Source organism: Aquimarina hainanensis, from assembly GCF_042684685.1.
GTDB classification, from domain to species: Bacteria; Bacteroidota; Bacteroidia; order Flavobacteriales; family Flavobacteriaceae; genus Aquimarina; species Aquimarina hainanensis.
Genome location: NZ_JBHULX010000039.1, coordinates 879,646 through 901,318 on the forward strand (window position 1 = coordinate 879,646; position 21,673 = coordinate 901,318).

Genomic DNA, 21,673 nt, shown 5'->3' on the forward strand with positions numbered 1-21,673 from the left:
TAAAATAACATTCATTGTAGATAGAAAACGGCATTTGGGATAGCAGGATTCAAAAAAACTCTTATCGCATACCATAAAAGGAATAAAAACTACAAAATCTCATTATCCCCATAATTATCACTTAATTTTAGCTTATAAAAAGAATCGATGATTAAGTTTTGTATTTTGGGCAATAGATTTTAATAAAAACAGATGACGATTTCCCGAATTAAAAGGAGATTGTATCCTCAAAATGACCTAATGAGTCATTTTAGTTTTTAACTATTTTCTCTGAACTATGAAAAACACAAAGAACAAACGAATGAAACAACTAATCATTCTCTCTGTATGCCTTTCTATGGTATATAGCTGTAACTCGGAAAAAAATACTTCTACTAAGGAGGAAACAACTCCAAAAGAGGTGGATACTCCCAAAGAAACACCTCCTGTTTCAGATCTTGCTCAATATGTAAACCCCCTGATCGGAACTAAAAATATGGGACATACTTTTCCTGGTGCTACAGCTCCTTTTGGAATGGTTCAGCTAAGCCCTGAAACAAACCAGCAAGCCATGTTCAAAGAAGATGGCAGCTACAATAAAGACACGTATAAATATTGTTCTGGATATCAATATGATGACCAAACCATTTTTGGGTTTAGTCATACTCATTTTAGTGGTACCGGACATTCTGATCTTGGAGATTTTCTGGTAATGCCAACTACGGGAGAACTTACCTTGGAACCAGGGAAAGCGGAAACTCCTAAAAGTGGTTTTCATTCTCAGTTTGATCACGCCACAGAAAAAGCAACTCCAGGGTATTATGCTGTAGATTTAGCAGACTATGGAATCAAAGCCGAGTTAACAGCTACAGCCCGTGTTGGTTTTCATCAGTATACATTCCCAAAATCAGATAATGCTCATATTATTCTGGATTTAATTTCCAATATATACAACCACGATGATAAAAATGTCTGGACCTTTGTCAGAATTGAAAATGATTCCCTGGTGACCGGATATCGTCAGACCAATGGATGGGCACGAACTAAAAAAGTGTTTTTTGCCATGCAGTTTTCTAAACCTTTTCATAGTTATGGTCATAAACGATATGAAAAAGTTATTTATAACGGATTCTACAGACGCTTTAATGAAGAAGAGAACTTCCCTGAAATGGCAGGAAAAAATATACGAGCTTATTTTAACTTTAAAACAGAAGAAAACGAGAAAATAAAAATAAAATTTGCCTTGTCTCCTGTTAGCACAAATGGAGCTGTCAAAAATCTGGAACAGGAAATTCCACACTGGGAATTCGACCAGGTAAAACAAGAAACAAGAGATAAGTGGAATACTGAGCTTTCCAAAATACAGGTCAAGACAAGCACTAAGGAACAAAAAGAAACATTTTATAGTGCACTATATCACACCATGCTAGGACCTATTATCTACGAAGATGTAGATGGATCTTATAGAGGACTGGACCAAAATATCTATCAATCTGAAGGATTTACGAACTATACGATCTTTTCTTTATGGGATACCTATAGAGCACTGCATCCACTGTTCAATATTACACAACCTTCCCGAAACAATGATATGATCAAGTCTATGATAGCACATCATGATCAAAGTGTTCATAATATGCTTCCTATCTGGAGTCATTATGCGAATGAGAATTGGTGTATGGTAGGATATCATTCTGTATCAGTTATTGCGGATGCGGTTGCCAAAGGAACCACAGATGTCAATTTAAACAGTGCTTTGACCGCAGCAACTAATACCGCGACAGTTCCTTATTTTGAAGGTCTTGATAGTTATATGGAAAAAGGATATGTACCAGAAGACAAAAGCCCCTACTCTGTTTCCAAAACATTAGAATATGCTTATGACGATTGGTGTATTGCCCAAATTGCAAAAAAGAACAACAATCAGAAAGTAGCTGATCTCTACACCAAAAGATCTAAAAACTATCTTCATGTTTATGACAAAGAGATCGGATATATGCGCCCTAAATTATCTGATGGAAGCTGGCGCCCAAAATTCGATCCAATAAATACACATGGACAAGGTTTCATAGAAGGGAATGCCTGGAATTACGGGTTGTATGTTCCTCATGAAACCGAAAATATGATTCGTATCATGGGAGGAAAAGATGCTTTCTCTCAACATCTGGACAAAATATTTACCACTGAGATTGAAGATAAGTATATTGAGAAAAATGAAGATATTACCCGCGATGGAATTATTGGTAATTATGTACATGGCAATGAACCCGGTCATCACATTCCTTATTTATACAACTGGACGAATGATCCCTGGAAAACACAAGCACGTGTACGAATGATTCTGGATACCATGTATAGTAATGGTGTAGATGGTTTATGTGGAAATGATGACGCAGGACAAATGAGTGCCTGGTATGTATTTAGTGCATTAGGTTTCTACCCTGTTAACCCAGGATCTGATCTATATGCAACCGGAAGCCCAATGATAGAAGAAGCAGATATCTATCTGGAAAACGGAAAAAAATTAACAATTAATACTGTTAATCAAGGAAAAGAAAATGTTTATGTATCCAAAATAGAGATTAATGGTAAAACTTTAGAAGGTACCAACATCCGACATAAGGACATAACAAACGGAGGCATTATTACTTTTCATTTAAGTAACACCCCTAAAAAGTAATCATATTTTTTTATTTTTTTCCCTTTTCGTATCTATTCACAGGTATGGGAAGGGATTTTTATTTTTATGATTTACCGTTATAACGTATCTTCTTTAGGTTATAGTTCCCTTAAAAAAGGACAAGCTGCACCACCCGATATTGATTAGCAACTCATTATTAAGATTTTAACAAAAAAAAACCTTATTAAATAGATTTCTAAACAAACTGTTAAAATAAACACAAAAGACTCATAAACAAAATATTAAAAGTGTACAAATCATAAAAATTGTGATTAAGTTGCTGTAAAAACAACTTAAAACCACATGCTATGAAAACCCTGTTTCAATTTATTGATTCGATAAAGAAAGAGTATCCAGATTCGGAACTCCCTTTTCTAAAACGACAATTAAAACGAGTACAATCGTCAAAACCCTATCAGGGAATCCGTATTCTTCACAATATCCCCTTTACTAAAGAAACCATTGTCAAACTGGAGGTTTTATATGCTGGCGGAGCAGATGTTACGGTAATTTCCCCCTCATTTATGGAAGTAGATCCGACTCTGGTAGCTTCATTTATTGATGCGGGAGGCATATGGAAAGACGCTCTTACTCCTAATGATTCTTTCGACATTCATTTAGACTGCGCAGCAGAGTTACTAACTCATAAACAACCAGCCATAGGTACCGTAGAGATTACAGGTACCGGAACCAATAAATATAAAGCAACTACCACATACCCTGTTATCTCTGTGGATCAAAGTGCTATCAAGATGTTAGAAGGAGTACTAGGAACAGGGGAAGCATTTATACGAGCTTTTAAACAACTTGCTACAGAAGAAATACATAATAAGCATTTCATGATATTCGGGTATGGAAAAGTAGGGAAAGGCATTGCTCATTATCTAAAAAAAGAAACTCCTCATATAACAATCGTAGAAAATGACCCGCTTAAGGTAGCACAAGCCCAACAAGCAGGGTTCAATGGATTAATTGCCCGGGAAACCACTCAAGTACAAGCGGCAGCAGATAAAATGGATGCAATTGTCACAGCTACCGGAGTTAGAAATGTAATTTCAGATACTTATGACTCTACATTCTTCGCTTCTAAATATCTGGCCAATATGGGAGGTGAGGATGAATTCGGGACCGCTTTTGCTACAGAAGATGTGCTGTGCAATAAAATGCCAATCAATTTTTTTATAGAAAAACCAACACTGATGCGGTATCTAGATCCTGTTTTTTATGCTCATAATTCAGGGGTCGACCTCTTATTATTTGCCAACTTAAAAAATGGGCTCCATCCTTTTCCTGCTTTTATAGCAGATGAAGTTGTAGAAGAATGGAAAACACTCTTTAAGGAATCAATTCCTTCTTAACTTTTTTTCAAAATAACTATCTCTTAAACAAACAAATCAGCTTACTCTTATGAAAACCTTACGTAAACTTGTCAAAGACTGCGATTTAATTGCTGTCAATAAAGGGAAATGTCCTATGCTATTAAAAATAGCAACAGAGTATAAAAATAAGTATCAAATCAAGCACAAACATCATCGATACCGGGATAAGATGTGTCAGAAAGCAGGCGTATTAATTGCCGATCTATTCGAAAATGCTGTACACAGCCCTTTTGATCCAATGGTACAGGCAGCATATACTCAATTAGCGGAAGAGGTCGTGTCTCAATTCTCCTTTCTGAAATCCAAAGAGAATATTGTTTTCGAGCCATATACAGGAGAAGGAGAACCATATGCTGATAGTTTTGAAATGTTAAAAGACATACATCAACATCATCTGTACTTCTTTACTACTTCTTCTGGTTTTGGAGAAGATACCCTTCCTGAAAGTAGTATTATGCTACAAAAAACAGGTATCTATATCGATGATTACGAATTGGTGATCAACGATATTTTTAGAATTGTTCATGATATTTTCGGGCATGCCATGGAAGGTTATGGATTTGGTCCTATTGGAGAGGACTACGCTTGGTTCGAACATCTCAAAATGTTTTCTCCTCTGGCAGCTGCTGCCCTTACTACAGAAACCAGAGGTCAAAATTGCTGGGTTAATTTTGGTCCTCATATGAGAGATACGAAAGGTAATTTACGTTCTAAAGAAGACCCTAAGTGGCTTGCTCCTAATAAACGCCCTTTTGCCGAACAAAAAATGGCTTTATTACCTGAATATGTCAGCGGAATACAAATTACCAAAGAGAATACAGAATTTAAAACCTCTTTATGTGATTTTTGGGATCCTTGTCTTAGTCTAAAACATGATGCATGGAAGCAAGCTTATACAACGCCTATTTAGAGACAACCTATCAGATCAGTCAGGGTAGCCTTCCTATTTCTCTAAAAATAGGGCATAAAAATGGGAGGTTTAAAAAATGGTGCGAGGAAAAAAAAGTACTTTCCTGGGCAATTATAACTGCATACAACCCTTATTCTATGCTGTGTTCCAATGTAGAAAACGAAAACCGGCAACAGATGCTCAAAACTTATTTGGTTCAAAATAAGCTTTGTAGTATTAATGCTCTGGGGGTTCCTGCTGATGCTAACTGGGAAGCTGAAAAAAGTCTTTTTATCTATAACCTAACTATTGATAAGGCAAAACAAATCGGGAAGCTTTTTGAACAAAATGCCATCGTTTATGGTAATACTCTCACCCCTCCCCGATTATGTGTTCTCGTGACGTAACCCCCTAATAACTCAAGAAGTGTTTTAGCAAACACTTCTTGAGCTTATAAAGTATTGTGATTATGTTATGGAATAGTAATCATTCCTTCAAACCAGTATGTATCGTTTTTTTTTCTAAACATATAAATTCGATTCCATCCTTCTAGCCTAAAAATATTCTCTTGAAACTCATAACTGATTCGTACAATGGAATCGTCCTCATAAACCGTATATGATCTGTTATTTAACTCATTCTTATTGTATAATCGGTCTCTGTAGTTCTTATATACTAGCCAGGCAGGCAATCGTTGTTGGTCTGCTCTCTGATTACAGTCTACACAATCAATCGTATCTAGTGAATGTGCTAACAAATATGCTACATCTCCTGTTTCTATTTTTTTTGTAAAAACTTCCCAAGCCTGATGTTTTTCACTGCTAATATCAGACCGACAAGAGCTAGTTGTTATCCATAGAAGACAATAAATACCAGCAAGCTTTATACAACCTTGTATTCTCATAATTCCATGGAATTAACAGCTACTAACTAAGTCTACTTACATGACTTTTGTAGCCAGATATCTTTGCACTTCATAAATATCAATACTCTTATTAAATTTTTTGCTCACTGTGGGGGTATTCTCACTCGATATCCAGATTTTTAGTTCCGCGTCCAAATCAAATGTCCCTGCTGTCTCGAGAGAAAATCTGGAAATGTTTTTATAGGGTAAGAACTTATATTCTACTTTGCTACCTGTAAGCCCTTGTACATCTATTAAGATTAAACGCTTATTCGTAAACATAAACACATCTCTCAGCAGCATAAATCCTAATTCTATTTCTTCCTTTTCAATAAGGAGTTGTCCATATTTTTCCTGAAGTTTATCAATAGAGACTTCGCTGGCATTCCCTAACAATTTATTTAGTATTCCCATTTTTTTGATTGTTTAGCTACTAAAATAGTAAAAGAAAACGTATGATTTCAACCAATAGGAATTATCGTGGAGTCGATCAATAAGTAAGGGTTATACGACTTCTTTTAACTCTCTGATATAGTGAGAAGGACATACTCCTACATTCTTTTTAAATATTTTAGAAAAAGAAGAAGCATTAGAGTATCCTACATCTTTTGCTATTGCATCTAACGAGTGTTTCCTTAATCGAGGTTCTTCCCGCAATGCTTTCATTATATATTGAATACGTAAATTATTAATATACTCTTTTACTGTTTTTTCTGTATGGTGATTTATTATTTTCGAGACATATGAAGTATTACTTCCTAGCTCTTTGGCTATATAATTAAGGTTAAAATCATCTCGTAAAAAGGCTTTTTCCTTTTCTAGTTTTGTAAGCCCTTCTATAACCTTTTCTACAATCTCCTTTTTAATGTTCAACTGCATGGTTTGTGGTGGGGATACTCCCTCCTTTAGATTAACTACTTCTGTCTCTTTTATCCTGGTTTTTCCTGCTAAAAGCTCTTTCTCTTTCTTCTTTTTCTTTTTTGAAATTTCGGTACAACAAAAGCGCCCAATAACTATTAATAAAAGTATTAATCCTACAGCAACAATGATCTTATGTTGAAACCAAAATGATTTCTTTTGCTCCAACAATAACAACTCATTTTCTTCCTGTATCTGTTTCAAGGCTAAAAAATTAAGTTTATCCAAGCCTTTACTTTTTAAGGTGTCTAGTTTACTATTTTCGATTAAGGCCAGGGCTGAAAAATTATAGGCTTTTTGTAGCTCCTGTAGCTGATGGTGTGCATTGGCTAATAATGTATAACATTCCAACTTTAACTGATCATTCCTTGCGTATTTTTCATTTTTTTTCAGGAATTGATTGCCGTAATAGATAACAGAATCTGGTTTTTTTAATTTATCGAATGTTTCTGCTATTAGAAAATCTATTTTTTGGTCCGTAAAATGTCTGATCTCTATCAAGGGGATTTTTTTTGCCCTTTTAAAATATGATAGTGCTTCTTTCGTATTTCCTTTATGTTGTGCAATAACGCCTTTATTAATAAAATTCAATTGTTTGGTATAAGCTTCTTGCCCTTTGAGGTCTTTAGCTTGTTCAAAGTGTTTTTCATAATATATCTCTGCCGAATCAAGATCTGTCTGTTGCTGAGAAACTTCATAGTTTTTTATATATAAATCTCCCAAAGCCATATAAATAGATGGGATTGAAAGATTGCTTAATAAACTTGTGGCATCATCAAGCAAAATATTATGTAAAGTTGTTATTGCTTCTTGATACCTCCCTAATTCTTTATATATCAATGCTGATTGATACAATACGGAGATTGCTGATCTTTTCGAGGGGGGTTCTTTAGTCGCTTTTAACAACTTCTTATTCATCTCTATATATTCCAGTGCTTTTGTGTAATTCCCTAAGCACTTTTCTATATACATCAGCCTGCCTAGAACATGGGATTTTAATCGCAAATAGCATTTTTCATCTTGTATTTTATCCAGTTTTCCCAAAATATTTTTGCATAGCTGTTTTGACGCTTCACAATCTCTCGAAAAATAGATAGCATTCGCTTCGAACATTACTCCATCGACATATTGACAGGATGAAGTTGCAGTTTCTTGCATCTTTTTGGCATAATGCATTGTACTGTCATTATGTATTCTGTAAAATTCATCTGTTTTTTGACGCCAATAGGAGTACTCCTGGGAGTATTGTTGTCCGTGTACAGAAAAAAGTATCAAAAAAGGAATAAAATACAATTTGCTCATGGAGGGGTTATTAATTTCTGTGTACAAATAATTTTATAATGTTTTTTTACGTGTCACTTACTTTATAAATGATTCGTTAGCTGCTCTATATACTAATGTCTTCAATCAGAAAATTGTTACAGGCTTTCTCTTATTTTTATGGGTCTTTTTAAAGCCTATTCTCAAAAAATTATCTCTTTTGATCATCGGGAAGTCTCCAAATATCAACAGCATCTACTTTTACAACAAATAAACAATGGTTCAACCTTTTATTCGCCCCAATAGAAGACTTGATACCTTTTTTAAAACTCTGTTTTACTATCTAATAAGGGAATTTTTTCTATTTTTTTTCTGAATCGTATCGAAACGTATCTGATAGATTTCTCATGTATACATTTTTATCCATACGGAATAATACAGCCTTATATCCTGCAAAGAAATAGTACATTATACCCTTATACCTGACACATTTGTGACTAACTTATTTTTATCTTTATTGGCACCGCCAAAGAGTATAACATCCTTAGACACTTGCCATAAAATTGAAAATTTGTTTCTAACGAATACCCCAGGTAGTTTATTTATAGCTGTTTTGTATTGCTATCTGAATGAAGTTTTTTGTATTCGGATGGAGAGATTCCTTCTATTTTTTTAAAAATTCTATTGAAGCTTGTTTTTGAATTAAATCCACTGTCATATGCTATTGCCAATAAGGTAAGATGATCAAAAGTTCTATCATTTATTTTTTTCTTTACCTCCTCTACCCGATATCCATTTATATAATCATAAAACGATATGTTCATATATTGATTTAATAATGCTGATAGTTTTTTATCTGTTATCGAAACTAAGGACGCTAATGATTTCAACGATATATTGGGGTCTAGAAAAGGTTTGTCTTCTCTCATTATTCTTTTTAATAACCCAATCTGTTCTTTCACTTCTGAAGCATCTATTTCTTCCCCTTTCTTTTGTTCTTTTACAGCAGTACCGCCAGAAGACTTTTTTTCTATATCGAATGTGTCTTTTAGTAAAAATTCAGGTAATAGTACCTTTGATTGCATAATCCCATAATACCCCACATATCCAACAAATACACTAACTCCTATTGCTATAACATAAAATGAATTAAACGGTAGTTCTTTTTCATCTATCAACAACTCCATGATGGTCGTAAAAATATCCAGGCTGATAACGATAATACCTCCATATAATAGTTTTTTTATCCATATCAAATCTATTCCACTGGTATTAGAATAATAATGCTCCATGATATGACGAACTTTTTTCAAGACATTCAACGATACAAAACAATATATCAAAGAATAAATAATTGATAATGAAGATAGATCTTCAACATATTCGAGATAGGAAAAAATAAACAACTGACACCATGTAGAAACAAGAAATGGTATACTGATAAATATGAGATAAAAGAAAGGAATAATAAAATGTATCAGATTCTTCTTTATCAATGAATCTGTTGGTAAAAAAATGGACTTTACATAGAGTAATAATAAAGGACCAAAACAAACATTTGATACATCTTCAAAAACAAAAGTGCTATAAAACAGAAATGGTATTTTATGTAGAAATCCGTAGAAACATATCAATACTAACAATACCAAAAAAAAGATAGCAAATAATATTCTCCTGTGATATTCTTTATGTTCATTTTTAAAAAGTATAAACAGAATCATACTATTTACCAATAGTCCCATTACTAAAATGAAATCCAGTAGTAATTTCATATACAAATTCGATATCTCTCGTTGATAAATTGTTTTTAGAGAAATCGAAGTTACTACTATTCATGTTTAAAATTTCATTTTAATGTTTTTTTTTAACAAACAACAAACTGATGCTTTTTCTAATATTTTATAACCATAATGGCATTCTATCACAGGTTGACTACAACAGAGATCCCATAACATTATCTGTTTCAATACGGTATAGCCCTTTTCTCTATACCAGAAGAGCCAGTCCTTTAGAAATTGCTTGTTATGCTGTAATATTAAGCACGTAACTACAATGCAATACACTATCAAAAACGAATTCTAGTTAGGTATCGACGAATTCTAGTTTACCTACATTTCTCATGTGTTTTGACTGTACATTTACATCACAAATCATCGGAATATTTTCAAAATATGAGAAACGGATTTGCCTTATGCAATCCGTTTCCATATAACAAAAAAACGATGTTATTCAGTAATCATTAAAATCCAAACAGATGAAAAAAATAGCTTTTATATTTATCTTGATTTTGAGTTTACACACAATTAGTGGTCAAGAGTTCACAGCTTCTACTGACTACATTTACACGAAAACGATCAAAAAAACAGGTAAAGAATATCCATCGTATGTGATTGATTTATATCAGAATAGTGATAACGATAAATCGCTGGTTTCTTTTACTATAGAAGACACAGAATTGTTTGAGGGTATCTTCTTATCTGTCAATAAAACTCCTGGATTAGAGGGTATCACTGAAGTTATAAAAATAGAAGTTGAATACCTGGGGTGTTGTGCTCATGTAGATGCATTATATTATATGCTTACAGATGAGAACAAAGTAATCAAACTTCCTAATCTAACCAATGTGTATTGTACAAATTCTAATGCTGATTTTCAATATACATTTCCAAATCAGCAACACGGTATTAAAAATAATATCTTAAAAACTAAAACTACCTATACAGATTCGCACAATAAAGGATTTGTGACCACAAAAGAAAGTTTCACATGGAATAACATGAATTACGCCCCTTCTCAGTCTACAGCTATAACAAGCAACTAACTATTAACACAAACTCAACAACAAGTATACAAAAGAAGGGGAATCCTTTTGTCTATTCGCCGGCTATTCTATTACGTGAGGAATAGTCGGCTTTTTCTATGATACAATAAATTGGTTTATTTATATTTGTGATACTCACAGAACGAGATAAATATCATAAAAAACACTTCGGTTCTTCTTATGCAATCATTTCTATATCGATATGTGCAACTTTTATTCTTCTTTCTTCCGCTACTATCAACAGCTCAAAATAGTCAACTAAGAGCCTATTCTTCTGAAGATGGGTTACCGCAATCAGAAGTATTTGATATCATACAGGATGATAAAGGGTATTTGTGGATTGGAACACAAGGAGGTGGTCTTTGTCGTTTTGATGGAGATGAAATAAAAGTATGGAATGAGAACCAGGGATTACCATCTAATTATATCAATGCTTTATTATATCAGGCTGATACGCTTTTTATTGGTACAAAGCGAGGATTATCTTTAAAGACTAAATCAAGTTTTTATCATGTAGAAGGTCCCAGAATCAACAAAATATTCACGATAAAAAATACGCTATATCTCAGTAGTACGATCGGATTATATACGTATAACAAATCAAATGGAATCCAAAAGGTTCCCCTCCATCCCAAAATCAATACCAGTAGTATTAAAGATATTGTATACGATGGAAAACTATATTGGATTGCAACAGATAAAGGATTGTGGAAGCTCAATTCTCTACAACAAAATGCTAGTATTATTGACCTTCATAGTCCCTATCATTTTACTACAGCCCGAATGCATCAGCATATTCTCTATGCTGCCGTAGCCAACACGGGAATTTTACGAATTAATACTCGTGGAAAAAGTTATGAAAACATCTGGATCAGGCACCGAAATATCAGAATTAACCAATTGTCATTTCAAAAAGAAAATGAACTATGGATGGCTACTGATAATGCGGGTATTATTATTTTAGACTTACATAACTACCATATAAAAGAAAAAATAAACCGAAGAAAAGGGCTTGCTGTTTCTCATATAAAAAAGACATTTACCGATACACATGACAATATATGGATTGCAACTGTAGGAGGCGGTTTTTATAAATATTTTACGAATAATTTTATTCATTATAATAAAAACAATGGCTTAAAAGGCAACCGGGTATATGCGGTTCATCATATCAAAAATAACATATGGGCTTCTAACTCTGAAGCCGGACTGGTTCAAATTGATTCCAGTGGTGTTACACACTTCGAACAACATCCATCATTATCAGATGTCCGTATCAAAACAATTACACATGATTCTAAAGGAAGCCTATGGGCTGGTACCGAAGGAAAAGGAATTCTCTATAGGCGTTTTTCATATAGAGACAGTATTGTAATTGATAGTAGTATCGCTACATTACCCAGTATTGACACAATACGAAAAAAAGTGAGTACGGATTATGTCATTGATAAAGCGACCTATAAAAAACTCCCTTCTGATTGGATTAAAGTACTCAATGCGCATAAAAATACGATCTGGGCAGCTTCTTATTCTTCAGGTATTTTCAAATTTCAATTTGACCCTGATCAAAAAAAGATACAAGAACTTACAGTTTTTAGAAAAAAACAGGGGATTAAAGACTTGCTTATTAATGATATGAAGACAGATTCGCTGGGAAGGGTTTGGTACAGTACCCAAAACGGTCATTTAGGATACATCCTAAACAATAACGTCTTTCATTTCGATAGTATCATCAAGCAAAAAACTTCTATCCGTTCTATTTTATTTCACAAAGGAATTATTTATATCGGAACCGCTGGAAAAGGTATTTGGGCTGCAAAAATGACCGACAAACCATACTTCACACAATTAAAAGGCGTCAAAAAACTGTATTCTAACAATATTTATCAAATTATCTTCGATAATGAAGGGTATTTATGGGCTGGAAGTGAAAGTGGTGTCGATAAAATTAGTCTGGATAAAAAGGGGGCGATTCTCGATGTGTTTCATTATGGAAGAAACGATGGTTTTCTGGGGATTGAAACCTGCCTTAATGCAGCTACTAAAGACGACGATGGGAACTTGTGGTTTGGAGCCATATACGGATTAACCAAATACAAGCCTTCAACTATTGAAAAACGAAGCCATGCTCCCTCTATTTATTTTGAAAATATAGAAGTATCCTATAAAAGTATTGATTCCATCAACCTCAACCAATGGGTACAAGAAGAAAAAGTACTACAACTTACCCCAGAACAAACTGAACTATCCTTTGATTATATAACAGTAGATATCGATCACCCACAGGATATCGAATACCGGTTTAAACTCAACAATTCGGAATGGAGTGATTGGTCAACCGATAGTAAGCAAAATCTGGCAGGGTTAGCATATGGTCCTCATACTTTCACAGCACAATCCAGAAACTACCGATGGCAGGAAAGTAATCCGATATCATTTCATTTTTTTATAGATAGTCCCATCTATGAAAAAGTATGGTTTCAATGGTCCATGGTAGGGCTTAGTATCTTTTTATTACTCGTTATAACTGCTTCCTATATCAGACGAGTAAAACGTGCCGGAAAAATTGAACGGGAAAGATTAGAACTTAAGAATCACCTTTTATCATTAGAGCAGAAAGCATTGCGATTACAAATGAATCCTCATTTTATCTTTAATGTACTGAATGGTATTAAGGCTATGGGAACCCGGGATCCTGAACGTATGAATACAACAATAAATACATTTGCTGTATTACTAAGAGAAACTCTATATAATTCGAGAAAAGATTATATCTCCCTGGATCAGGAAATAAAAACTATAAAACACTATATCGAAATTGAACAGCTGATGTCCAGCAAGCTGTTTACTTATGAAATTAATACAGATACAGAACATGATCCAGAAGAGATTCTAATTCCCCCTATGTTAATTCAACCTTTTGTAGAAAATGCCATTCGGCATGGAATTCTTAAAGCAATCTACCCTGGACACCTAAAAATATCATTTCATACCAGTGAAGATTTCTTATATTGCAGTGTACTTGATAATGGGGTTGGTATTTTTCAATCTCAAAAATCAAAAACCAGTACAGATCATCAATCAATGGCACTTACTGTAACGGAAGAAAGATTAGTTTCTATTTCAGGAAAAGATGCGCTGAAAATTAGTGAGATCATTGATGATGATCAAACCGTAAAAGGTACACAAATACAATTTAAAATTCCCCTAGAAACTGAATATTAATATGAGCCTACTAACTGCTATACTTGTTGAAGATATGCCTGATGCGCTTCAGCTTTTAGAAAAAGAAATAACAAGCCACCACACTGACATAAGTATCTTAGGAACAGCTCAAAGCGTCGTAGAAGCAGCAAAACTCCTACGGGTCAAAGAACCGGATATTCTCTTTCTGGATATTATGCTGGGTGATGGAACCGGTTTTGATATTCTCGAAATTTTCCCACATCTAAAGTCTAAAATTATCTTTGTTACAGCCAGTGATGAGTTTGCCATTCGCGCATTCAAATTTGCGGCTATTGATTATGTATTAAAACCCTATTCCAGTGAAGAACTAAGCCTGGCGATTAGCAGGGCAAAAGCTCAAATACACCCTACTAAAGAGCGATTGGATATTTTAAAAAACACCTTATCTGCTCCAGAAGAAAAACCGAATAAAATTTCTCTTCATACACTAGATAAAATTATTATTGTCAGCCTGGATGATATCATTCGCTGTGAATCTGATAGTAATAATACTATTTTTTATCTCCTGGACGGTCAGAAAATATTTGTAACCAAAACATTAAAATATTTTGCTGATATGCTTAAGTCATATCAGTTTATTCGGGTACATCAAAGTCATTTAATCAATTTACAACAAATCAGTGCTTTTATAAAAACTGACGGAGGGTACCTTTTATTAAAAAACGGAGAAAACATCCCTGTATCCGTTAGAAAAAAAACAGAAATCATAGAAATTCTGGATCAAATGCACCGCTAATTTCTTTAGTTTACTAACTCAATAACCAGCTCTAACATATTCATACGCTTTTTTTCTCTTTTGCGTTTATGATTCTAATCATAAACACCTCTCTATACGAGGTATTATTTTTGCCTTCTCAAAAAAATGTACAAGTGAAAAGAATGCCTGAAATACTTTTATCATTTATACTGGTAGCTAGTTGCTTCTCCTGTATATATCTGGTTCATGCTATCTTTTTTGCTACAATAAAGGAAGATGCCATTCTTGCGGCATTTGGAGCTTCTGCCGTGTTATCTTTTGGAAGTCAAACCACTTCCTATGGTACCAAAGACGCCTTTTTTGGTGCAGTTATCGGAGCTATTGTAGGTGTTAGCATTACCTATCTGGAAATTCCCGCTACTGTAGGCAGTATTCTCTCTATAAGCATCTGCATTGCAATAATGCAGGCAAGTCAAATTATCTATCCTCCCGGAGGAGCAATATCTTTAATCCCGATTATGGCAAATCAGCAGCTACAAGAACTCGGGTTTTTATTTGTCTTATCTCCTGTTTGTACAGGAATCTGTGTACTACTATTATTTTCTAAACTTAAAAACCTCATAAATAAAACCTCATGGCAAGTACAAAAACAATCGAAATCGTAAAAGCCACCGCTCCAGTACTGGAAGTACATGGAGAGACCATTACAAAAGTCTTCTATAAAAGACTCTTTAACCAGCATCCTGAGCTCAAAAATATTTTTAATATGAGTCATCAAAAACAGGGAACGCAACCAAAGGTCTTAGCAAATGCCATTTTTCAGTATGCACGTCATATTGACCAATTAGATCTATTAAAAGGAGCTGTAGAGTCCATTGCTCAAAAACATAGCAGCTTATCAATACGTCCGGAGATGTATCCTATCGTAGGAGAAAACCTACTGGTAGCAATAAAAGAAGTATTAGGCGATGCTGCAACTCCTGAAATCATGAATGCTTGGGAAGAAGCTTATGGGGATCTGGCAGCTATTTTTATAAATAGAGAGGAACAACTCTATAATGAAAAGGAAAAATCCCTTCATGGATTCAGAGGGCAAAAAGAATTCATCGTTTTTAAAAAAGTAGCAGAAAGTAATGTCATTACCTCTTTTTACCTAAAGCGAATTGACGGTACTCCTGTTCCTAGCTTTATTCCCGGACAATATGTAGGTATTACACTGGAAATTCCCGGTACCTCTCATAAACACACCCGTAATTATAGTTTATCAGATGCTCCGCAAAAAGACTATTTACGCATCAGTGTCAAAAAGGAGAAAGGAGACCCTGATGGGATTGTTTCTAATTATTTACATAATAATATAGAAACTGGTGATACCTTATCTGTAGGTATGCCATCAGGAGAGTTTGTAGTAAGAGATTCTAATGCTCCTGTTGTCTTATTAGCAGGAGGTGTCGGGATCACTCCTCTATTAAGTATGTACAAAGCTTTGGTTAAAAATCCACATAGAAGGGTGATTTTTATTCAATGTGTATTACATAGCGGCACTCATGCTTTTAAACAAGAAATAGCAACCCTAGCACATCCTGATGTTTCATCTGTTCATATATATAGTGCTCCTCTGACAACTGACACATTAGGCGAAACTCACGATTTTGAAGGGTTTCTAAGCAAGGAAATTCTCAAAACGATTGGTATTACTGCAGAAAGCGACTTCTACTGCTGTGGTCCTGCTCCTTTTATGGCTAATGCATTACACCTATTAGATGAATTGGAGATTCCCACATCTCAAATTCATTATGAGTTTTTTGGTCCCGCAGAAGAACTGGAATTGGTTTAATACTAAAAATAGCACCTCTAAAAAAGAGGTGCTATCTAATTTTCTCTCCTATACCGGAAGTATCACCATACCTCCACAAAACCGAGACTCTCTAATCGATTAGGTTCTCTGGATATTCCAGGAATTCTAGGTGCAGAAGTCAGACTCTCTTCTATAGTTGGCGTACCTATAATCTCTCCTGTATCTTTTCTTAGTTTATAAAATGACCCCTTATATGCGCTATTGGGGTTTTCTGGCTTTTCTTCTATAGCATAATGATCTAGTTCTTCAAAAATGGTCATTTTTATATTCCAGGCATATGTATTAATAGCTACCTGCTCTCCATAAATTACCTTCATGGCTTTATTAATAATATTTCTATGATCAACAGATTCAAGATATAGTTGTGTTTTAGAGGAAAATCCGGTACCACTTGCTTCATAAAAATTCCCTTTATTACCATAAAAATTATTACGATACCCACTTAATTGTACTTTTCCTGAAGGCAATTCTACTTGTATGTCATAAAAAAACTTAGCATACATAGGAACGAATCGTACATTTCTTTCAAAGGAAACGATTATTTTTCTTTGATTAGTCATAACTCTCACAAAGTCAAAATCAGCAATTGTCATAGCTGGTCGAATCGTTCTGTCTTGTTTGATTAATTGTAGCGCAATATCTATGATTTTTTCCCTACCTAATCTTAACGTTTGTTGAAGGTTATACCTCTTTTTGATGTTTTCTAATAAAAATAATTGCCCTTTTTCTCCAATAACTTGCGTGTTCATAGTCAAGATTTTTTCTTTTAGTTTTAAGATGTAATATGGTGGGGATAAAGTAAGCTAGTACATTTCATATTTTTATAAATAAACAGGTATGTGATTAAGTATAAAAACCATATGTACTTCTTATAGTGCTATATGGATATTATATGTATTGTACTTCTGTAAAAGTAAGAGGCTTTTCTTCAGAAAACAATAGCTCAAAGGGGGGATTTTTCCCCTAATTGCAATAGTTTCAGTAGATTTTTAGAATAATGAAGATGATAAATTTTCATTATTTGTTTTTTAAAGCATTTAGATAGGATTTCTTTGGGAATAAGAACTATGATATTCTTAAGACATAATACTATGCAAAACCATTCCTATACAAATCAGTAGCATACCAATAATTGCATATTCATCGGGCATGTGTATTTGTAAGAGAATTACCTCTCCTATAAATGCGAATACAACTTCTGTTGCTTGAGTTGCTTCTACCGCTGCTAACCTATTTTTATTTGTTCTAACCTTATCTGTAGCCATAAAAAATAAGGTAGTTGCTATTACTCCCGATGCTATAGCAACAATAAAAGTTTGAGATACTTCTACTATGGTGGGTTGAGGTGCCGTGAAAATTCCAACAATGGTTATCACAAACCAAAATGGCATACTTGCTATGGTCATTCCTAAAGTACGTTGCAATCCACTCAATTTCCCATTCGTTAATTCCATCATTTTTCTATTCCCTAACGGGTAAGCAAAAGCAGCTAGAATCACCGGTAGTACACTTATAAGCAAAAGGGATCCTGATATTTGTTCTAGTTGCCCAATTTGAGTTAAGAAAACACCTTTCAATATGATCCCTGAAAAAAGATATCCTTTTTTCTGTTTATTTTTATGATAAAAGGTCCCTTTGGATAAGGTATCTAATATAAGTCCTGCAACAATGGTTATCTGCCAGGTACAAGCAATTAACCAGGAAGGAGCATATGAAGCTGCAAAAGTAAGTGGTAGATAGAATACCCCAAAACCAATAGTACTCCAGATCATCCATTTACTTGGTTTTTTTAAGATCTCTCTTATCAATGGTTTTATTTTTTGTTGGCTTCCTACTACAATTAGTAATAATGGCAACATCCAGAAAAAACGAAAAGAAGCACTCCATATCCAGTGACCGCCAGATACAGACATAAAACGATTCAAAACAAAAGTGACTGCAAAGAACAATGCTGATAATATCCCTAAAAAAATTGGGATTAATTTTCTAAATTTCATAACTAATATTTTTTAATGGCCCGCAAAAAAAAATATTATTGTGTTATGAAAATTGTAAAAAAACGAAATATAAATTCAAAACATTAGCACACACCTCCTCTTTGCTAATACACATGGCATACATATTCAGAGTAATCCTCAAGGCATTTAAACCTTATTATCCAGTAAAATACTTTATATGGACAACCTTATAGATTTATCCCTATAAAAAAGCAGCAGTGTTAATTATCGAATTAACACTGCTGCTTTTTATTTTATTTTCCTGAAAGGTTTTATCCTTTTAACCAAGATTTTCTAAGAGATTGTTGTTGTTCTGTCGCGTTTTCTAAAGTACCTAATATTTTACCAACGGTATAAGACTTGGCAACTTTGGTATCTATCACTACTTCTTTACCTGCTCTATTTAGTTTTAGAGTAACCGGGTCTCCTTCCTTCCACTGCATTGTTGCTCCTAATACATCTTGCGCATTCATAATGGTTACTTCTTTCCCATTCAATGAAACGATCTCATCATTAGGTAAGACTCCATTATCAGCCCAGAAGCTATTATTTTTAACCAATTCATTAAAGTAAATGGTTCGTTTCTCCTGATTACCTGCCAGAATTAATGCCCCGTTATTCATAATATAATTGGTTTCGACTTTTTCTTCTTTCTTTCCCAATCCTACTTTATCAAAGAATTTTTGATAATCAATAGGGGTTGTTCCTACTACATGAGTTTTTAGAAATTCTCCAACAGAAGGATATGTCATTTCTGTAATTTCATCAATAATTTTATCATCTTCAAAAGGTTTGTTTTTTCCATATTTCAATGATAACTCTTTCATTAATGATAATATTCCTCTGGTACCATTACTTTCTTCTCGCATAAGGATATCAATACACATTCCTATCAGTGCTCCTTTTTGATATACATTATAATAGTTCGGAGCATAAGGGTCTTCCAGAATATTTTCACTCATCACCGTAAAACTCATGGAATCATCCATCGTTTTTGAAGTTTCAATTTTTTCAGTAATCTTTTTATAGAATTCTTTTTCTGACACTAAATCCTGATCTACCTGAAAAATACTTGCAAAATATTCAGTTACTCCTTCATACATCCAAAGATGTTTAGAAAAAGTCGGTTGGTCATAATCAAAATAATGAACATCTTCTGAATGTACACTTAGAGGAGTTACAATATGAAAGAATTCATGAGAGACTACATCAATCATTGATTGTGCTAAAGCATCCGCAGGCATTTGTTCTGGTAATACTACTACTGTAGAGGTATGGTGTTCTAAGGCTCCAAATCCTGTTGGTGCTGTTTCTGTTGCTGGAGCCAAGTATAAATAGATATCGTATCTCGGAGTACTATTAATATCTCCTAAATATGTCTTCTGCGCCTGCATCATCTTGTATACAGTCTCTTTTATCCCTGCTGCAGTATGTACTTTATTAGGAGAATACACACTCAATACAATTTTGATATCTCCTACCTGAAATTCTTCTACATCCAGATTTCCATAAAACATCGGATTATCGGTTATATCGAAATAACGGTTTGCTGCATACTTATCAATAGTAACTGTTTTTGCTTCGTTTTGTACAGAACTTACTTTTTGTAATGCAGAAGTTCTCTTCATAGAACTAGCTGCTGATACATCTAATGAATACTGTGCATTTTTTAACACATCAAAATACCCAATAAATCCGTGAAGGTTTAGTACGAAGTTATCTGGTTCTATGTTTGTTCCTGATGGAGAAAAAGGAATTTCTTCTTCTTTATTTTCTATATCATACGTATCATTAACCTTATAGGTAATTTTATCTAATTCTTTGGCATTGACAATCTTCCAGGAATTCGCATCCTTTTTTTCTACAGATAACTCATTCCCGTCATAATCCAATGCTTTAAAATCGTCTACAAATCTCCCAAAATCACTTACAGCATATGTTCCCTGTACGACACGTGGCAATAAGTATGTTACGGTGTCCTGTGTAAACCTACCAGGGTTTACGGTTACCGGAACTTTATCCTCTACTACTTTTGTCAAGTCTATAGAGGTAGCTATTGGTGTAGTTGTTGCACCATCTGTAATTTGTTTAGTCGCTCCACATCCAACAAGTAACATTCCTATCGAAATTGTGGCTAGTGTATTTTTCATCTATAAAGTTTTTTGTTTTCATACAATTACTTTTACAATAATAACCTTCTTTCTCAGTCTATCCTAGAAAAATAAATTGTATTGTAAAAGTAGACGCTTATTATGGGGCAATGTTACATATTCTCAAATTAAAATGACATTTTTATTTTTAATTCGCAGCTAATCATGTTTTTTTAGTTTAAAAAATTTCAAATTAATAAAAAACTCCCCCAGATAAACTATGTCTGAGAGAGTTTTTAAATGCTTTTATATTCTTTTTTTAGAATTGATATGAAATTCCCACATTTCCAATTCCTTTATATCCATATCCTGCTTCTAATGATACGCCCAGACGCTTTCCGAATCGCACTCCCAATGCAGTAACATGAAAGTTAATCAGGTTTTCATTCTTTTTATAAGAAACAGCACTACTATTCGCTGATGATCTAAAATCTTCTTTGACATTTGTGAAACCAAGTCCTAAACCTGAATACAACTTGAACCAATCTTTATTCAGGTATTTATAATTAGCTTCAATAGCTATTGTTCCATGCTCCTGCTCTCTTTTTCCCAAAAGGTTTTTTCGGTCAGAAACTAATTGTCTCTCAACAATATCATCTTTAATTTGTTCATATGATACAAAAAGACCTAATTGAAACCTTTCCGATACGGAATGATTGTATGCCAGATATAATGTTCCTGTTCCGGATTTAAAATCACTTTCTAGCTTATTAAATCCCTGGCTTATACGAAAATCTTTTCCCAAATCTGCACTCTTGATACTGTTTTTAAAAATTAAACTTGATGAAGGTAGTCCTAAACCAATTTTCACTTCATGTTTTTTACTCTCCTGGGCATAAGTAGCATAACTACTGATTGCCACTACTAAAAATGTAATTACTTTAATTGTTTTCAT

At 33.9% G+C, this 21,673-nt stretch carries 17 protein-coding genes; 9 read left to right on the forward strand and 8 right to left on the reverse strand.

Going from position 1 to position 21,673, the window contains the following annotated elements:
* The first annotated feature begins 301 nt into the window (after positions 1-301).
* From ACFSTE_RS19785 to ACFSTE_RS19800, 4 genes are all read left to right on the forward strand, one after another.
* Positions 302-2,659, forward strand: coding sequence for a GH92 family glycosyl hydrolase (locus tag ACFSTE_RS19785; RefSeq protein WP_254884026.1), 2,358 nt, complete (start codon positions 302-304; stop codon positions 2,657-2,659).
* Positions 2,660-2,967: 308 nt separating this feature from the next.
* Positions 2,968-4,017: an NAD-binding protein gene (locus ACFSTE_RS19790; protein ID WP_176029941.1), complete on the forward strand. Its 1,050-nt coding sequence runs from the start codon at positions 2,968-2,970 to the stop codon at positions 4,015-4,017.
* A 49-nt stretch (positions 4,018-4,066) separates the two neighbouring features.
* The gene (locus ACFSTE_RS19795) at positions 4,067-4,948 is read left to right on the forward strand and encodes a hypothetical protein (protein ID WP_378255290.1); all 882 of its coding nucleotides are present in this window, start codon (positions 4,067-4,069) and stop codon (positions 4,946-4,948) included.
* Entirely contained in the window at positions 4,918-5,334 is a 417-nt protein-coding gene (locus ACFSTE_RS19800; protein WP_378255292.1) for a DUF3293 domain-containing protein, read from the forward strand. The genes ACFSTE_RS19795 and ACFSTE_RS19800 overlap by 31 nt, the downstream gene beginning before the upstream one ends.
* Before the next feature lie 65 nt (positions 5,335-5,399).
* Here the strand turns inward: ACFSTE_RS19800 and ACFSTE_RS19805 are convergent, their stop codons facing one another.
* From ACFSTE_RS19805 to ACFSTE_RS19820, 4 genes are all read right to left on the reverse strand, one after another.
* The gene (locus ACFSTE_RS19805) at positions 5,400-5,831 is read right to left on the reverse strand and encodes a hypothetical protein (RefSeq protein WP_378255294.1); all 432 of its coding nucleotides are present in this window, start codon (positions 5,829-5,831) and stop codon (positions 5,400-5,402) included.
* A 36-nt stretch (positions 5,832-5,867) separates the two neighbouring features.
* A complete protein-coding gene (locus tag ACFSTE_RS19810; protein WP_176029937.1) occupies positions 5,868-6,245 on the reverse strand; it encodes a PH domain-containing protein in 378 nt (125 codons plus the stop codon).
* 90 nt (positions 6,246-6,335) lie between these two features.
* Entirely contained in the window at positions 6,336-8,051 is a 1,716-nt protein-coding gene (locus ACFSTE_RS19815) for a helix-turn-helix domain-containing protein (protein ID WP_378255296.1), read from the reverse strand.
* A 560-nt stretch (positions 8,052-8,611) separates the two neighbouring features.
* Positions 8,612-9,301 (reverse strand): helix-turn-helix domain-containing protein, encoded by a 690-nt coding sequence (locus tag ACFSTE_RS19820; RefSeq protein WP_378298352.1) that lies wholly within the window; start codon positions 9,299-9,301, stop codon positions 8,612-8,614.
* Positions 9,302-10,263: 962 nt separating this feature from the next.
* Here ACFSTE_RS19820 and ACFSTE_RS19825 point away from each other — a divergent pair.
* The 5 genes from ACFSTE_RS19825 (at position 10,264) to hmpA (ending at position 16,610) form a co-directional block, all read left to right on the forward strand.
* Positions 10,264-10,830 (forward strand): hypothetical protein, encoded by a 567-nt coding sequence (locus ACFSTE_RS19825; protein WP_176029934.1) that lies wholly within the window; start codon positions 10,264-10,266, stop codon positions 10,828-10,830.
* A gap of 180 nt (positions 10,831-11,010) precedes the next feature.
* The gene (locus ACFSTE_RS19830) at positions 11,011-14,055 is read left to right on the forward strand and encodes a sensor histidine kinase (RefSeq protein WP_176029933.1); all 3,045 of its coding nucleotides are present in this window, start codon (positions 11,011-11,013) and stop codon (positions 14,053-14,055) included.
* 1 nt (position 14,056) lies between these two features.
* Positions 14,057-14,812: a LytR/AlgR family response regulator transcription factor gene (locus tag ACFSTE_RS19835; protein WP_176029932.1), complete on the forward strand. Its 756-nt coding sequence runs from the start codon at positions 14,057-14,059 to the stop codon at positions 14,810-14,812.
* A gap of 143 nt (positions 14,813-14,955) precedes the next feature.
* On the forward strand, positions 14,956-15,438 hold the full coding sequence (locus tag ACFSTE_RS19840; protein WP_176029931.1) for an HPP family protein: 483 nt from the start codon (positions 14,956-14,958) through the stop codon (positions 15,436-15,438).
* Complete coding sequence (gene hmpA, locus ACFSTE_RS19845; RefSeq protein WP_378255305.1) at positions 15,408-16,610, forward strand: NO-inducible flavohemoprotein; 1,203 nt, start codon at positions 15,408-15,410, stop codon at positions 16,608-16,610. The genes ACFSTE_RS19840 and hmpA overlap by 31 nt, the downstream gene beginning before the upstream one ends.
* A 62-nt stretch (positions 16,611-16,672) precedes the next feature.
* Here hmpA and ACFSTE_RS19850 read toward each other — a convergent pair whose 3' ends face one another.
* The 4 genes from ACFSTE_RS19850 to ACFSTE_RS19865 form a co-directional block, all read right to left on the reverse strand.
* A complete protein-coding gene (locus tag ACFSTE_RS19850) occupies positions 16,673-17,380 on the reverse strand; it encodes a hypothetical protein (RefSeq protein ID WP_378255307.1) in 708 nt (235 codons plus the stop codon).
* A gap of 327 nt (positions 17,381-17,707) precedes the next feature.
* Positions 17,708-18,628, reverse strand: a complete 921-nt coding sequence (locus ACFSTE_RS19855) for a DMT family transporter (RefSeq protein ID WP_378255309.1) — start codon at positions 18,626-18,628, stop codon at positions 17,708-17,710.
* A gap of 272 nt (positions 18,629-18,900) precedes the next feature.
* Positions 18,901-20,778, reverse strand: coding sequence for a M61 family metallopeptidase (locus ACFSTE_RS19860; RefSeq protein ID WP_378255311.1), 1,878 nt, complete (start codon positions 20,776-20,778; stop codon positions 18,901-18,903).
* 259 nt (positions 20,779-21,037) lie between these two features.
* Positions 21,038-21,673, reverse strand: coding sequence for a hypothetical protein (locus tag ACFSTE_RS19865; protein WP_378255313.1), 636 nt, complete (start codon positions 21,671-21,673; stop codon positions 21,038-21,040).

What these genes read in the sequence shown, in the direction of transcription:
- ACFSTE_RS19785 (WP_254884026.1), top strand. Translation starts at nt 302, where the DNA reads ATGAAACAACTAATCATTCTCTCTGTATGCCTTTCTATGGTATATAGC.
- ACFSTE_RS19790 (WP_176029941.1), top strand. Translation starts at nt 2,968, where the DNA reads ATGAAAACCCTGTTTCAATTTATTGATTCGATAAAGAAAGAGTATCCA.
- ACFSTE_RS19795 (WP_378255290.1), top strand. Translation starts at nt 4,067, where the DNA reads ATGAAAACCTTACGTAAACTTGTCAAAGACTGCGATTTAATTGCTGTC.
- ACFSTE_RS19800 (WP_378255292.1), top strand. Translation starts at nt 4,918, where the DNA reads ATGGAAGCAAGCTTATACAACGCCTATTTAGAGACAACCTATCAGATC.
- ACFSTE_RS19805 (WP_378255294.1), bottom strand. Translation starts at nt 5,831, where the DNA reads ATGAGAATACAAGGTTGTATAAAGCTTGCTGGTATTTATTGTCTTCTA.
- ACFSTE_RS19810 (WP_176029937.1), bottom strand. Translation starts at nt 6,245, where the DNA reads ATGGGAATACTAAATAAATTGTTAGGGAATGCCAGCGAAGTCTCTATT.
- ACFSTE_RS19815 (WP_378255296.1), bottom strand. Translation starts at nt 8,051, where the DNA reads ATGAGCAAATTGTATTTTATTCCTTTTTTGATACTTTTTTCTGTACAC.
- ACFSTE_RS19820 (WP_378298352.1), bottom strand. Translation starts at nt 9,301, where the DNA reads ATGGAGCATTATTATTCTAATACCAGTGGAATAGATTTGATATGGATA.
- ACFSTE_RS19825 (WP_176029934.1), top strand. Translation starts at nt 10,264, where the DNA reads ATGAAAAAAATAGCTTTTATATTTATCTTGATTTTGAGTTTACACACA.
- ACFSTE_RS19830 (WP_176029933.1), top strand. Translation starts at nt 11,011, where the DNA reads ATGCAATCATTTCTATATCGATATGTGCAACTTTTATTCTTCTTTCTT.
- ACFSTE_RS19835 (WP_176029932.1), top strand. Translation starts at nt 14,057, where the DNA reads ATGAGCCTACTAACTGCTATACTTGTTGAAGATATGCCTGATGCGCTT.
- ACFSTE_RS19840 (WP_176029931.1), top strand. Translation starts at nt 14,956, where the DNA reads ATGCCTGAAATACTTTTATCATTTATACTGGTAGCTAGTTGCTTCTCC.
- hmpA (WP_378255305.1), top strand. Translation starts at nt 15,408, where the DNA reads ATGGCAAGTACAAAAACAATCGAAATCGTAAAAGCCACCGCTCCAGTA.
- ACFSTE_RS19850 (WP_378255307.1), bottom strand. Translation starts at nt 17,380, where the DNA reads ATGAACACGCAAGTTATTGGAGAAAAAGGGCAATTATTTTTATTAGAA.
- ACFSTE_RS19855 (WP_378255309.1), bottom strand. Translation starts at nt 18,628, where the DNA reads ATGAAATTTAGAAAATTAATCCCAATTTTTTTAGGGATATTATCAGCA.
- ACFSTE_RS19860 (WP_378255311.1), bottom strand. Translation starts at nt 20,778, where the DNA reads ATGAAAAATACACTAGCCACAATTTCGATAGGAATGTTACTTGTTGGA.
- ACFSTE_RS19865 (WP_378255313.1), bottom strand. Translation starts at nt 21,673, where the DNA reads ATGAAAACAATTAAAGTAATTACATTTTTAGTAGTGGCAATCAGTAGT.